General features: G+C 34.1%; 14 protein-coding genes. 12 read left to right on the top strand and 2 right to left on the bottom strand.

The features are described 5' to 3' along the window. The first annotated feature begins 52 nt into the window (after positions 1-52). From FLAPXU55_RS07465 to FLAPXU55_RS07450, 4 genes are all read left to right on the top strand, one after another. A complete protein-coding gene (locus FLAPXU55_RS07465) occupies positions 53-385 on the top strand; it encodes a hypothetical protein (RefSeq protein ID WP_180857158.1) in 333 nt (110 codons plus the stop codon). Between the two features lie 13 nt (positions 386-398). After that, entirely contained in the window at positions 399-698 is a 300-nt protein-coding gene (locus FLAPXU55_RS07460) for a hypothetical protein (RefSeq protein ID WP_053471539.1), read from the top strand. A gap of 5 nt (positions 699-703) precedes the next feature. Then, the gene (locus FLAPXU55_RS07455) at positions 704-2,269 is read left to right on the top strand and encodes a PepSY-associated TM helix domain-containing protein (RefSeq protein WP_180857157.1); all 1,566 of its coding nucleotides are present in this window, start codon (positions 704-706) and stop codon (positions 2,267-2,269) included. Between the two features lie 163 nt (positions 2,270-2,432). Then, positions 2,433-3,542 (top strand): PepSY-associated TM helix domain-containing protein, encoded by a 1,110-nt coding sequence (locus tag FLAPXU55_RS07450; protein WP_180857156.1) that lies wholly within the window; start codon positions 2,433-2,435, stop codon positions 3,540-3,542. Positions 3,543-3,849: 307 nt separating this feature from the next. Here FLAPXU55_RS07450 and FLAPXU55_RS07445 read toward each other — a convergent pair whose 3' ends face one another. Both FLAPXU55_RS07445 and FLAPXU55_RS07440 read right to left on the bottom strand, forming a co-directional pair. Further along, positions 3,850-4,200 carry a toxin-antitoxin system YwqK family antitoxin gene (locus FLAPXU55_RS07445; protein WP_180857155.1) on the bottom strand — a complete coding sequence of 117 codons (351 nt, stop codon included), beginning with the start codon at positions 4,198-4,200 and terminating at the stop codon, positions 3,850-3,852. 210 nt (positions 4,201-4,410) lie between these two features. Continuing rightward, positions 4,411-5,409 carry a TlpA family protein disulfide reductase gene (locus FLAPXU55_RS07440; protein ID WP_180857154.1) on the bottom strand — a complete coding sequence of 333 codons (999 nt, stop codon included), beginning with the start codon at positions 5,407-5,409 and terminating at the stop codon, positions 4,411-4,413. A 156-nt stretch (positions 5,410-5,565) separates the two neighbouring features. Between FLAPXU55_RS07440 and aspS the strand changes: the two genes are divergently transcribed. The 8 genes from aspS (at position 5,566) to nuoF (ending at position 12,962) form a co-directional block, all read left to right on the top strand. Further along, positions 5,566-7,317: an aspartate--tRNA ligase gene (aspS, locus tag FLAPXU55_RS07435; RefSeq protein WP_180857153.1), complete on the top strand. Its 1,752-nt coding sequence runs from the start codon at positions 5,566-5,568 to the stop codon at positions 7,315-7,317. 302 nt (positions 7,318-7,619) lie between these two features. After that, the gene (locus FLAPXU55_RS07430; RefSeq protein ID WP_007137066.1) at positions 7,620-7,814 is read left to right on the top strand and encodes a cold-shock protein; all 195 of its coding nucleotides are present in this window, start codon (positions 7,620-7,622) and stop codon (positions 7,812-7,814) included. A 243-nt stretch (positions 7,815-8,057) separates the two neighbouring features. Further along, the gene (locus FLAPXU55_RS07425) at positions 8,058-8,423 is read left to right on the top strand and encodes an NADH-quinone oxidoreductase subunit A (RefSeq protein WP_053471573.1); all 366 of its coding nucleotides are present in this window, start codon (positions 8,058-8,060) and stop codon (positions 8,421-8,423) included. Positions 8,424-8,581: 158 nt separating this feature from the next. After that, on the top strand, positions 8,582-9,130 hold the full coding sequence (locus FLAPXU55_RS07420; protein WP_053471545.1) for an NADH-quinone oxidoreductase subunit B: 549 nt from the start codon (positions 8,582-8,584) through the stop codon (positions 9,128-9,130). 1 nt (position 9,131) lies between these two features. After that, complete coding sequence (locus tag FLAPXU55_RS07415; RefSeq protein ID WP_053471546.1) at positions 9,132-9,653, top strand: NADH-quinone oxidoreductase subunit C; 522 nt, start codon at positions 9,132-9,134, stop codon at positions 9,651-9,653. 25 nt (positions 9,654-9,678) lie between these two features. Continuing rightward, a complete protein-coding gene (locus FLAPXU55_RS07410; protein ID WP_053471547.1) occupies positions 9,679-10,917 on the top strand; it encodes an NADH-quinone oxidoreductase subunit D in 1,239 nt (412 codons plus the stop codon). A gap of 142 nt (positions 10,918-11,059) precedes the next feature. Further along, the gene (locus FLAPXU55_RS07405; RefSeq protein ID WP_035646225.1) at positions 11,060-11,590 is read left to right on the top strand and encodes a complex I 24 kDa subunit family protein; all 531 of its coding nucleotides are present in this window, start codon (positions 11,060-11,062) and stop codon (positions 11,588-11,590) included. Position 11,591: 1 nt separating this feature from the next. Next, the gene (gene nuoF, locus FLAPXU55_RS07400; RefSeq protein ID WP_072955480.1) at positions 11,592-12,962 is read left to right on the top strand and encodes an NADH-quinone oxidoreductase subunit NuoF; all 1,371 of its coding nucleotides are present in this window, start codon (positions 11,592-11,594) and stop codon (positions 12,960-12,962) included. Positions 12,963-13,051: the final 89 nt, after the last annotated feature.

Raw genomic sequence — 13,051 nt, 5'->3', positions numbered from 1 at the left:
AAAATTATCCCTTTTATAAACTAAGCGATAATTTAATTCAATCTGTAAAATCATGATAACAATAGCAAGCCTTATCGTTTTTTTAGCTTTTTATACACTTTACTACACTTCAAAAAGAGCCGCATTATCGTATGATTTTGGTTTTGAAAAATGGATGCAGAAAAATCCAAAACAAACTAAAATTACTGGTTTAATACTTCTTGTAACAGCTTATGCCATCTGGCTTTTTACACAGTCTTTAGGAGGCGGAACTTTAATGTTTTTTATTCAGTTAATGGCAATTGGGAGTTTAATTATCATTCTTAGACCATTAAAAAAAGTAAACAGTAAAGCACTTTTAACAATCCTGATTCTTGTTGCTTTATTAGAACTTTATTACAATTAATCTTTTTTGACCAATGCCAGCAAATTCAAAATATTTAACTCCTGCCTTTTGGCCTCGTTTTGCCAAAATTACCGCAGCAATTTTAGGTGGTTACTTTGTTTCTGTCACTTTCCATTTAGCTTTAGCTTCCTGGTTTAATCGTCCGGAAGTTTTAATGACAATGGCTTTTAGCGGATTTATACTTTGGGTTGTTTTGATGGTCTTGGCTTTCTTAGCCAAAAGCGGATTGAAAATTTGGGGAATTTACCTTCTTCTTACTTTAGTTTTTTCTGCTCTTATTTATCTTGGTCAAACTTATAATCCCGTTGCGTAATCCTTATGAATAATCGCCATTATAATATTTATTTTCATACACATACCGTTAGCGGAATTGTAATTAGTGTTGTACTTTTTGTGATCTTTTTTGCAGGGTCTTTTTCTTTTTTTAGAGATGAAATCATCAACTGGGAAAGAAGCGAATCTACCGCCATTACAAAAGAAATTGAATTAGATTACAATAAAGCTTTAAAAAATCTTGATAAAGAATACGTTCTACACGGAAGAAATATAACGATCTCTAAACCTTCTACAGAAAATAGAGTTGCCGTTTATATGGAAGGTACCAAAGATACTTTGGCTCCAGCCAAACAAAAAGAAGGTACTTTCTTTTATCTGGACAACAAAAAATTCAAATCCTACACTTACGAAGAATCTTATTCTTTAGGTGAGTTTTTATATCGTCTGCACTTCCTGGCTCAGATTCCGTATCCGGTTGGCTATTATCTTTCAGGATTTACGGCTTTGTTTTTCTTATTTGCCATTGTAACCGGACTTTTATTGCATTGGAAAAAAATCGTTTCTAACTTTTATGTTTTCCGTCCAAAGGAAAAATTAAAAACATTGTGGACAGATGCGCACACAGCATTAGGAATGATTGGACTTCCGTTTCAGTTTGTTTATGCTGTAACCGGAGCATTTTTCATGATTAAACTTTTAATCGTTGCGCCCGCTGTGATGGCTTTTTATAAAGGTGACGAAAACAAATTATATAAAGAATTAGAATACAACGATCCTGATTTTAAATTTGACAACAAAAAATTAGCGACGCCTTTTAATATCAATCAGTTAGTTTCCAAAGCAAAAAGCAATTGGTCTGATTTTGAAATTACCCGAGTTTTTATTCAAAATTATGGCGATGCCAACATGCACGTTTTAGTTGAAGGCGAATTATTGAGCGACAAAAAATTTACCGGAATTGGAAAAGTAGTATACCGTATTGCTGACGGAAAAGAAGTCGCCCGCAAAAACCCGATTACTCAAAATGGCTATATTGATGTTGTAAAAAATGTTTTATATAGAATTCACTTTGGTGATTACGGCGGATATGCTCTAAAAATTGTCAGTTTCATTTTGGGAATTATAACTTGTTTTGTTATCATTTCCGGTGTTATGATTTGGTTAGTGGCAAGACAAAAAAATAATTTACCTGAAAAGAAAAGACGTTTCAATGCTGCAGTTGTTCGTATTTATCTGGCAATTTGTTTGAGTATGTACCCTATTACCGCTTTGGCTTTTATCGGTTCAAAAATATTTTACCCTTTAAGTCAGTCTAACTTGTTTAGTTTATATTTTGGTGGATGGCTTATATTAACTGTATTGTTTATCATTAAAAAGAATGATGATTTTACGAATAAGTTTTGCTTAATTTCTGGAAGTATTTTAGGTTTCCTAATTCCAATCACAAACGGAATTGTTTCCGGAGATTGGTTTTGGACTTCGTTTATGGAACACAAAATTCAGATTTTCTTTATTGATGTTTTCTGGATTGCTTTGGCTTCCATATCACTTTATACTGCATATCATTTAAAGCCTAAAAAAGAAGTTGTTGCAGAAACAAAAATTTAAATTTTTCCGCCACGAATTTGCACGAATTTGCACGAATTAAATTTGTGGAAATTTGTGAAATTCGTGGCTAACTTTTTTTACTTTTTGAGCAATAGCTTAAAATTAGCATAAATTATTTGCCCTCTATTGATTTTGCGTCTACTTTTACGCTTTTAATCAAAAAATGGGATTTAAAACGCAAATACGTTTTCTACATAAATGGCTCGGATTAATTTCCGGGCTTATTGTTTTTATAGTCTGTATTACGGGCTGCATATTCTGTTTTCATGATGAAATAAAAGACATTACCCGAAAAGAATGGCGTTTGGTTGAACCTCAAAACAAACCTTTTTTAATGCCATCTGTTTTACAGGAAAAAGCAAAAGAAATTCTTCCAAAGAACAAACAGTCGATGGTTTCCTATTATGGAAAAAATCGTTCTGCAATTGTTTTCACCTATTCGGATACCGAAAATTTATATCTCTATTTTAATCCATACACTGGAGAATATCTAAAAACTGAAAATCCCAAAACCGATTTTTTCATCATTGTTGAATATATTCATTTGTATTTGCTTCTGCCGGATTATATCGGAAAACATATTATTGGCGTTTCAACCCTAATTTTTATTATTTTATTGATTTCAGGAATTATACAATGGTGGCCAAAACGAAGAAGCGATGTTAAAAGAAGTTTCACCGTAAAATGGTCCGCAAGATGGCGTCGTGTTAATTATGACTGGCACAATACTTCTGGTTTTTACATTTCGTTGATTGCACTTATTCTTGCCATAACCGGATTAACTTTTACCTACGAATGGGTTGGCGACGGAATTTACAAAACATTCAATTTTGGTGGAGACAAAACTGCAGAAACAAAAGCGCCAGTAATCGACACAACAAAATTCGATTCTAATTCTATAACAGCTGTCGATCGGGCTTTTATTGAAACCATGAAATTGCAACCAAAAGCTGAAATGCTTTTTGTTATATATCCGCAGCAAAAAGGTGATATGATCAACACCGGAGCATATCCTCATGCCTTACGATACGATCATCAAAGTAATTATTATTTTCATCCGCAAGACGGAAAATTAATTCAAAGTGACCCGTATCAATCAAAAAGTTTAGGCCTTCAGGTTGTCGAAATGAATTACGGAATCCACACAGGACAAATTTTAGATTTACCCGGAAAAATTATTGCTTTTACAGTAAGCTTAATAGCTTCGGCTTTACCTGTAACCGGTTTTATAATTTGGTTTGGAAGAAGAAAAAAATCTAAAAAACGGGCATAAAAAAGCTGTCTTAAAAGTCAAACAGCTCTTTTACTATAATTATTTGTTGATCTCCTAATTATCATTCCATAGGAATGTTTCGTAGGTAGAAAAAAAAGGCCAACCCATTTGCGTTCCGTAGGAACGTTTGATAGGTCTGATTATTAAAAATGTATAAATCAAACATTCCTACGGAACGTAATCCATTATAATAATATAATTTTCTACCAATGAAATGTTCCTACAGAACAAGGAAACATATAAAAATAACAAAGAGGCTATCTCAAAAATCGAGACAGCCTCTTTCTTATAAATTGTCGAAACTTAATTAGTTTCTGTTTGCTAAAGCATTTTTCTGTAAGTTTTTAACTGAGGCTACTTTATTGTCAACATAAGCAACTTCACTTAAGTTATTGTTGTCATTAAAATAAATCCATTTTCCAGTTTTAACTCCGTCTGTGTATTCTCCAATGGCTTTTTTATTTCCTCTTTCATCATAAGATACCCAAACACCATCTAATTTACCATCCTTAAAGAAGCCTTCTTGCTGTACTCTGCCATTATCATAATAATAAGTAGCTTTTACTTTGTTTCCAACAGCTTCTAATTCAGGATTCACTTCTTGTGCAGCTAATATTCCAGAGAACAACAACGCTGCTAAAATTACACTCTTTTTCATATCTTTAGGTATTAATGTTAAGAAATCATTATCAAATATAGTTAATTGTTTACATTAAAAAAACTTTTACTTAACAATTTGGTAACATTGAATAAAAACTTAACATTGGAAATTTCCAAAAAACAAAAAAACCAACGCTGAGGCATTGGTTTTACTGGTGTTTTAGCAAAAAACTAAAACTACGATAACGTTATAAATTTAATGCATAAATTAGTTCAATAATGAATCTAACTGCTTTTCAAGGTCTGGAGAAGAGGGTCTTGATGCATTTGCATCGACAACATTACCTTTTGGGTCAATTAAAATGAATCTCGGAATTCCGGTTACATTATAACTTGTTACAAACTCCGATTTCCATTCATTATCAGAAAATAACTGAATCCCTCCTAGTTGTTTATCGGTTACAAACTTTTGCCATTTATCATGATCTTTTGGTGTATCTATCGAAATACTTACGAACTCAATATTTTTTCCATGATATTTTTCTTCCACTTTTTGCAAATATGGAATTTCTCCTCTACAAGGTCCGCACCACGTTGCCCAAAGATCAATATAAACATATTTACCTTTTAAATCAGAAAGTTTGGTTTTACCTCCTTTATGGTTTTCATAATCAAAACCTGGAGAAGGTTTATTGTTCATTTTTGCAATATCCTGAGCTTCTTTACGATATTGAGAGATTTCTGCAATTGCGTTAGCTCCATTTTCTGTTTCAATTTTTACAAATTCCGGATCTAGATTTTTATCTTTTAAACGAGCAGCATCGCCGGCTTTTTTTGCATCGACCAACTTATTAAAAGCAGCATCGTCCAGAGAAGCAACACTATTGTCATAAAGTTTTTCATCGGCTAAAATACGCTGCGCTAAAATGTTGTTTTCTGCACTTCCTTTACCAGTGTAAACAATAGATTCATCAAATTGTTTGGCATCCATTTTCAGTTTTATATCGTAACCGTTTTTTAGAAACAATTCTGTCGATTCTACACCATCATATAATCGGCTTCTGCCTCCATCAACAACCAGAGTATCTTTAAAAATACCATTCTTATCGACATAGATGGTTTTGATTACTCTGCCTTCATTAATAATCTTTATAATGTCAGTATTTCTGTTGGCGATATTTGCTTCAAAAGTTACATACTTTTTAGATTGTGCACTGATATTCAAAGCACTGAAAAGCACTAAACCTGCAATAAGAAGTTTCTTCATAGTATTAAAGTTTGTTTTAGTACATCAAATCTAAAGAAATTACAAGTTCAAAATTTCAGAATTAACAAAATATTTTAAATTAATAATCATCTAGTTGCACACTTTGTTATATTAATTTGAATTTTGTGTTTACTTTTGCAGTCTAAAATTGAGATTATGTATAGAAGTCATAATTGCGGCGAATTAAACGCTTCAAATATTAATACCGAAGTTACACTTGCGGGCTGGGTTCAAAAATCACGTGATAAAGGATTTATGAACTGGGTCGATTTACGCGACCGTTATGGAATTACACAGCTTATTTTCGACGAAAGTCGTACCGATAAAACCGTTTTTGAATTAGCCAAAACTCTTGGTCGTGAATTTGTAATTCAGGTAAAAGGAACTGTTATTGAGCGTGAAGCTAAAAACAAAAACATTCCGACTGGTGAAATCGAAATTTTAGTTTCTGAATTAACGATTTTAAATGCTGCTTTAACGCCTCCTTTCACAATTGAAGATGAAACTGACGGTGGTGAAGATATCAGAATGAAATACCGTTATTTAGATATTCGTAGAAATCCGGTAAAAAACAGTTTATTGTTCCGTCATAAAGTAGCAATGGAAGTTCGTAAATATCTATCTGATTTAGATTTCTGCGAAGTTGAAACTCCTTATTTAATCAAATCAACTCCAGAAGGAGCAAGAGATTTCGTTGTACCAAGCCGTATGAACGAAGGACAGTTTTATGCATTGCCACAATCCCCACAAACTTTCAAACAATTATTGATGGTGGGTGGAATGGATAAATATTTCCAAATTGTGAAATGTTTCCGTGATGAAGATTTACGTGCAGACCGTCAGCCGGAGTTTACACAAATCGACTGCGAAATGGCGTTTGTTGAACAAGAAGACATTTTAAATGTTTTTGAAGGTTTGACAAGACATTTATTAAAAGAAATTAAAGGTATAGAAGTAGAAAAATTCCCAAGAATTACTTACGACTATGCTATGAAAACATACGGAAATGACAAACCGGACATCCGTTTCGGGATGAAATTTGGTGAGTTAAACGAATTTGCACAGCATAAAGAATTCCCTGTTTTCAATTCAGCTGAATTAGTGGTGGGAATCGCTGTTCCGGGAGCAGGAAATTATACCCGTAAAGAAATTGACGGATTAATTGACTGGGTAAAACGTCCGCAAGTTGGAGCATCTGGAATGGTTTATGTAAAATGCAATGAAGATGGAACTTTCAAATCATCTGTAGATAAATTCTACGATAATGATGATTTAGCAAACTGGGCAAAAGCTACAGAAGCAAATCCTGGAGACATGATTTTTGTACTTTCTGGTCCTGCTAACAAAACACGTGCGCAGCTTTCTGCACTTCGTATGGAATTAGCAACTCGTTTAGGATTGCGTAATCCTGAAGAATTTGCTCCATTATGGGTTGTTGATTTCCCATTATTGGAACTTGACGAAGAAAGCGGTCGTTACCACGCAATGCACCACCCGTTTACTTCTCCAAAACCAGAAGACATGGCCTTGTTAGAAACAGAACCGGGAAAAGTTCGTGCCAATGCTTACGATATGGTTTTAAACGGAAACGAAATTGGCGGCGGATCAATTCGTATTCATGATAAAGCAACACAGCAGTTAATGTTCAAGTATTTAGGATTTACTGAAGAAGAAGCAAAAGCACAGTTTGGTTTCTTAATGGATGCTTTTCAATTTGGAGCGCCTCCTCACGGTGGTTTAGCTTTTGGTTTAGATAGATTGGTTGCCATTTTAGGCGGTCAGGAAACTATTAGAGATTTTATCGCTTTCCCTAAAAACAATTCAGGACGCGATGTGATGATCGATGCTCCATCAACAATTGATGAATCTCAATTGAAAGAATTACACATTAAAATTGATTCTATATAATTAATAGAAATTTAAATATTTAAAAACAGCTGAAAATTCAGCTGTTTTTTTATGTAATAAAGTCACAAAAAATAATGGGCTGATTTACACTTATTCAAATATTAAATTCCTACAAGTTCATCTTTTTAATATTCTTACAATTAACGATTCTCAAATTATGGTATTTCATATATAATTTGATGCAATAAACTACGTAAAAACACTGGAAATCAATAATTTTTACAAAAAATTAACAGGTAGATGTCTTTTGTATGAATTTATATATTACATTTGCTTTATTATAAATTATTATTACAATTACAATGCGTACAGGTACAGTAAAATTTTTCAATGAATCTAAAGGTTATGGATTCATTACAGACGAAGAAACAGGAAAGGACATCTTCGTTCACGCTTCAGGAATTAACGCGGAAGAATTACGCGAAGGAGACCGTGTAAGCTATGAAGAAGAAGAAGGAAGAAAAGGGAAAGTTGCTGCTAAAGTAGCAGTAATCTAAGAAAAATATAGCAATTTATTTTTTTTGCCTCTGAATGGTTTTAAAAACGTTTCGATTTATTTCGAGACGTTTTTTTTTGTCCATTTCTTAAAAAAATATTAAAAAAAGCATGTGTTATTTATAATCAATAAAAATTACATATAAACGCGCTTTCATGGTGTACTTATATCTCCCTTTAGTTTGTGATTTACATAGTTGAAAGTTATCTTTGTGGCTTATTCTTTAAGTAAAAAAGCTAAGCTTATGCAATCTGATCAATACAGTTACATTCCTATCTTAATGCAGTTCATTCTGGCTGTTGGTTTTGTGGTAGGAACAATCATTATTTCTGGAAAATTAGGCCCAAAAAGAACCTCTGAAGTAAAAGATAAAAACTTCGAGTGCGGTATCGAATCTGTTGGTAATGCCCGTATTCCTTTTTCTGTAAAATATTTTCTGGTAGCAATTTTGTTCGTATTGTTTGACGTAGAGGTAATTTTCCTTTATCCGTGGGCAGTAAACTTTAAAGATCTTGGTATAGAAGGAATGCTTAAAATGGTCGTTTTTATGGCTTTACTTTTAGTTGGTTTTTTCTACATCATCAAAAAAAGAGCTTTAGACTGGGAATAAATGTGATTTTAGATTTTAGATTTCTGATTTTAGATTATGTCTTGAATTAAAATTTAAAATTTAAACTCCTTTGAATTAATATACTGATTTAAAAAAATTGATTTTACTTTTTATGATTTCAACAAATCTAAAATCTAAAATCAGAAATCTAAAATAAAATGAGCGATTCAAATGTAAATATGGTTGCGCCACCGGAAGGAGTTGTAGGAGAAGGTTTCTTCGCTACAAAACTAAATGACGTTGTTGGTTTGGCACGCGCGAATTCTCTTTGGCCTTTACCATTCGCAACATCTTGCTGCGGAATTGAGTTTATGGCAACAATGGCTTCACATTACGATTTAGCACGATTTGGATCTGAGCGTGTGAGTTTTTCTCCTCGTCAGGCAGATATGTTATTAGTAATGGGAACTATTTCTAAAAAAATGGCTCCAATTTTAAGACAAGTTTACGAACAAATGTCTGAGCCGCGCTGGGTAATTGCTGTTGGAGCTTGCGCTTCATCAGGAGGTATTTTCGATACTTACTCAGTTTTACAAGGAATTGATAAAGTAATCCCGGTTGACGTTTACGTTCCTGGATGCCCGCCAAGACCAGAGCAGATTGTTGACGGTGTAATGAGATTACAAGAATTGGTAAAAAGCGAATCTGTTAGACGCAGAAGTTCACCAGAATACCAAGAATTATTAGCTTCATATAATATCTCATAAGATGGCTTTAGAAAATACCCTGATTCAAGATAAACTTACAGAAACATTTAATAACGATGTTTTTAACTTTCAGCAAGAAAGAGATATTTTTTCTTTAGAAGCTTCAGCTGATAAAATTACAGCGTTGATTTTATTCCTTAAAAACGATTCTGAACTACGTTTTCACTTTTTAACAGATTTATGCGGGGTTCATTACCCAGACAACGATTCAGAACGTCAGTTTGCTATCGTATATCATTTGCACAACTGGTACGAAAACAAACGTTTGAGAATTAAAGTTTATCTGAATGGCGAAAAACCAGAAATCAAAACTGTTTCAAATATCTTTTTAAGTTCAAACTGGATGGAAAGAGAAACATACGATTTCTACGGAATCAATTTTATTGGCCATCCGCAATTGAAACGTATTTTGAATATGGACGAAATGGTGTCTTTCCCAATGAGAAAAGAATTCCCAATGGAAGACAGCGGAAGAACTGATAAAGACGACAGATTCTTTGGAAGAACAACAACAAATTGCTAAAAAATAAATAATTCAACATTATAAAATGTCAGAACTATTATTACCACCAGAGCATCGTTATGCTAAAATAATTAAGGAGAAACTAAACGAAGACGGAAGCGAGCTTTCAGTACTGAATTTAGGTCCTACCCACCCTGCGACTCACGGTATTTTTCAAAATATCCTATTAATGGATGGTGAAAGAATTCTGGAAGCTGAACCAACTATTGGTTACATCCACAGAGCTTTCGAAAAAATTGCCGAAAATCGTCCGTTTTACCAAATTACTCCTCTTACAGACCGTATGAACTATTGCTCCTCTCCTATTAATAATATGGGATGGTGGATGACATTAGAAAAGCTATTAGGTGTTGAAGTTCCAAAAAGAGCACAATACTTAAGAGTTATTGTAATGGAGCTGGCTCGTATTACAGACCACTTAATCTGTAACTCGATTCTTGGGGTTGATACTGGTGCGTATACTGGTTTCTTATACGTTTTTCAATTTAGAGAAAAAATCTACGAAATCTACGAAGAAATTTGTGGAGCTCGTTTGACTACAAATATGGGAAGAATTGGTGGTTTTGAAAGAGACTGGTCTCCAGAAGCTTTCAAAAAACTAGATAAATTCCTTGAAGAATTTCCAGTTGCATGGAAAGAATTCGAAAACTTATTCGAAAGAAACAGAATTTTCCTTGACAGAACTGTAAACGTAGGTGCAATCTCTGCTGAACAAGCAATGGCTTACGGATTTACAGGTCCAAACTTACGTGCTGCCGGAGTTGATTACGACGTTCGTGTGGCCCAGCCTTACTCATCTTACGAAGATTTTGATTTTATTGTTCCTGTTGGAAAATCAGGTGACACTTACGATCGTTTCTGTGTTCGTAACGCTGAAGTTTGGGAAAGTTTAAGCATTATTCGTCAGGCTTTGGAAAAAATGCCAGAAGGAAACGAATACCATGCTCAGGTTCCTGATTATTATCTTCCTCCAAAAGAAGATGTATATAATTCGATGGAATCATTAATCTATCACTTTAAAATCGTAATGGGAGAAGTTCCTGTTCCGGTTGCCGAAATTTACCACCCTGTTGAAGGAGGAAACGGAGAGATAGGTTTTTATTTAGTTACAGACGGAAGCAGAACTCCATATAGATTACATTTCAGAAGACCTTGTTTTATTTACTACCAGGCATATCCTGAAATGATTAAAGGTGCGTTACTTTCTGATGCAATTGTTATCCTTTCGAGTTTAAACGTAATTGCAGGAGAATTAGACGCGTAAAAAGATTGCAGATTTTAGAATTTAGATTGCAGATTGGAAGATCTAAAATTTAAAATCAGAAATCTAAAATTTAAAAAGAATGCCGATTATAGATCCAGATTGAAAAAATCTAAAATCTAAAATCTAAAATCCAAAATAAAAAATGGAACGTAAACATTACAAACAAGAAATAAATATGACTGAGGCATTGATCGCTCGTATCAATGAATTGATTAGTCATTATCCGGAAGGCAAACAAAAATCGGCTTTACTGCCTGTTTTGCACGAAGTGCAGGATGCGCATAACAACTGGCTTAGCATTGAACTGCAGGACAAGGTTGCCGAAATTCTTCAGATAAAACCAATTGAGGTTTATGAAGTGGTTACTTTTTATACCATGTTCAACCAAAAACCAATTGGAAAATACATGTTTGAATTTTGCCAGACGTCTTGTTGTTGTTTAAGCGGTGCCGAAAATTTAATGGATTATACTTCTGAAAAATTAGGCATTAAAATGGGTGAAACAACTGCCGATGGAATGTTTACCATTGCCGGTGTAGAATGTTTAGGTGCATGCGGATACGCTCCGATGATGCAATTAGGCGATTTCTACAAAGAGAAATTGACAGAAGAAAAAATCGATCAGTTAATCGCTGATTGTAAAGATGATAAAATAATATTACACGATAAATAAGATGTCACAAAAAATATTATTAGATAAAATCAATATTCCTGGAATTAAAACCTACGAAGTATATCGCCAAAATGGTGGTTATGCTTCTGTAGAAAAAGCTTTAAAAACACTTACACCGGATGAAGTTACCGAAGAAGTAAAAAAATCAGGTCTTCGTGGTCGTGGCGGCGCGGGTTTCCCTGCCGGAATGAAATGGAGCTTTATTGATAAAAAATCAGGAAAACCAAGACACTTAGTTTGTAACGCTGACGAATCAGAGCCGGGAACTTTCAAAGATCGTTATTTGATGGAATTTATTCCTCACTTATTGATCGAAGGAATGATTACTTCTAGTTACGCATTAGGTGCTAACCTTTCGTATATCTACATTCGTGGAGAATATATGTGGGTTTTCAAAATTTTAGAAAGAGCAATCGCCGAAGCTAAGGCTGCCGGATGGTTAGGAAAAAATATATTAGGTACGGGTTACGATTTAGAGTTACACGTTCACTGTGGAGCTGGAGCTTATATCTGCGGAGAAGAAACTGCACTTATAGAATCTTTGGAAGGTAAAAGAGGAAATCCTCGTATTAAACCACCATTCCCTGCGGTTTCAGGACTTTGGGCAAATCCAACTGTGGTAAATAACGTTGAAACTATTGCAACGGTGCCGTGGATTGTAAACAATTCTGGTGACGATTATGCTAAAATTGGAATTGGACGTTCTACTGGAACTAAATTAATTTCTGCTTCCGGACACATCAAAAATCCTGGAGTTTACGAAATTGAATTAGGTTTAAGTGTTGACGAATTCATGAATTCTGATGAATATTTAGGAGGAATGTCTTCAAGCCGTCCATTAAAAGCATTTGTACCGGGAGGTTCTTCTGTGCCGATTTTACCAGCTGAATTGATTTTCAAAACAGCAAACGGTGAAGATCGTTTAATGACTTACGAATCTTTAAGTGATGGTGGTTTTGCTACCGGATCTATGTTAGGTTCCGGAGGATTTATTGTTTACAATGATACTGCTTGTGTTGTAAGAAACACTTGGAATTTCGCTCGTTTCTATCACCACGAATCTTGCGGACAATGTACACCTTGCCGTGAAGGAACTGGATGGTTAGAAAAAATCTTATGGAGAATTGAAAACGGTCAAGGCCGTGAAGAAGATATCGAATTACTTTGGAGCATTCAAAGTAAAATTGAAGGAAACACAATTTGTCCGCTTGGTGACGCCGCTTCTTGGCCAGTAGCAGCAGCGATTCGTCACTTTAGAGATGAATTTGAATATCACGTTCGTTTCCCTGAAAAAATCAAAAATAGAGATCACTTTGTTGCTGAACCTTTTTCGCAAGTAAAGCATTTAGTAGGCGGTAAAGTAATCGTATAAAAATAAAAAGCAGAAAGTTATAAAGTTCATAATATTAAAAGGACAGCAATTCTTTAAAATATTCCGACTTTCAACATTCAAATCATAAA

Source organism: Flavobacterium panici (genome assembly GCF_903819335.1).
Lineage (GTDB): Bacteria > Bacteroidota > Bacteroidia > Flavobacteriales > Flavobacteriaceae > Flavobacterium > Flavobacterium panici.
Note: the sequence above shows the minus strand (reverse complement) of the source record. Positions and strands in the feature narration are given on the sequence as shown.

Bases quoted from the DNA above. Each gene is read 5' to 3' on its own strand.
- FLAPXU55_RS07465 (WP_180857158.1), top strand. From the start codon at position 53: ATGATAACAATAGCAAGCCTTATCGTTTTTTTAGCTTTTTATACACTT.
- FLAPXU55_RS07460 (WP_053471539.1), top strand. From the start codon at position 399: ATGCCAGCAAATTCAAAATATTTAACTCCTGCCTTTTGGCCTCGTTTT.
- FLAPXU55_RS07455 (WP_180857157.1), top strand. From the start codon at position 704: ATGAATAATCGCCATTATAATATTTATTTTCATACACATACCGTTAGC.
- FLAPXU55_RS07450 (WP_180857156.1), top strand. From the start codon at position 2,433: ATGGGATTTAAAACGCAAATACGTTTTCTACATAAATGGCTCGGATTA.
- FLAPXU55_RS07445 (WP_180857155.1), bottom strand. From the start codon at position 4,200: ATGAAAAAGAGTGTAATTTTAGCAGCGTTGTTGTTCTCTGGAATATTA.
- FLAPXU55_RS07440 (WP_180857154.1), bottom strand. From the start codon at position 5,409: ATGAAGAAACTTCTTATTGCAGGTTTAGTGCTTTTCAGTGCTTTGAAT.
- aspS (WP_180857153.1), top strand. From the start codon at position 5,566: ATGTATAGAAGTCATAATTGCGGCGAATTAAACGCTTCAAATATTAAT.
- FLAPXU55_RS07430 (WP_007137066.1), top strand. From the start codon at position 7,620: ATGCGTACAGGTACAGTAAAATTTTTCAATGAATCTAAAGGTTATGGA.
- FLAPXU55_RS07425 (WP_053471573.1), top strand. From the start codon at position 8,058: ATGCAATCTGATCAATACAGTTACATTCCTATCTTAATGCAGTTCATT.
- FLAPXU55_RS07420 (WP_053471545.1), top strand. From the start codon at position 8,582: ATGAGCGATTCAAATGTAAATATGGTTGCGCCACCGGAAGGAGTTGTA.
- FLAPXU55_RS07415 (WP_053471546.1), top strand. From the start codon at position 9,132: ATGGCTTTAGAAAATACCCTGATTCAAGATAAACTTACAGAAACATTT.
- FLAPXU55_RS07410 (WP_053471547.1), top strand. From the start codon at position 9,679: ATGTCAGAACTATTATTACCACCAGAGCATCGTTATGCTAAAATAATT.
- FLAPXU55_RS07405 (WP_035646225.1), top strand. From the start codon at position 11,060: ATGGAACGTAAACATTACAAACAAGAAATAAATATGACTGAGGCATTG.
- nuoF (WP_072955480.1), top strand. From the start codon at position 11,592: ATGTCACAAAAAATATTATTAGATAAAATCAATATTCCTGGAATTAAA.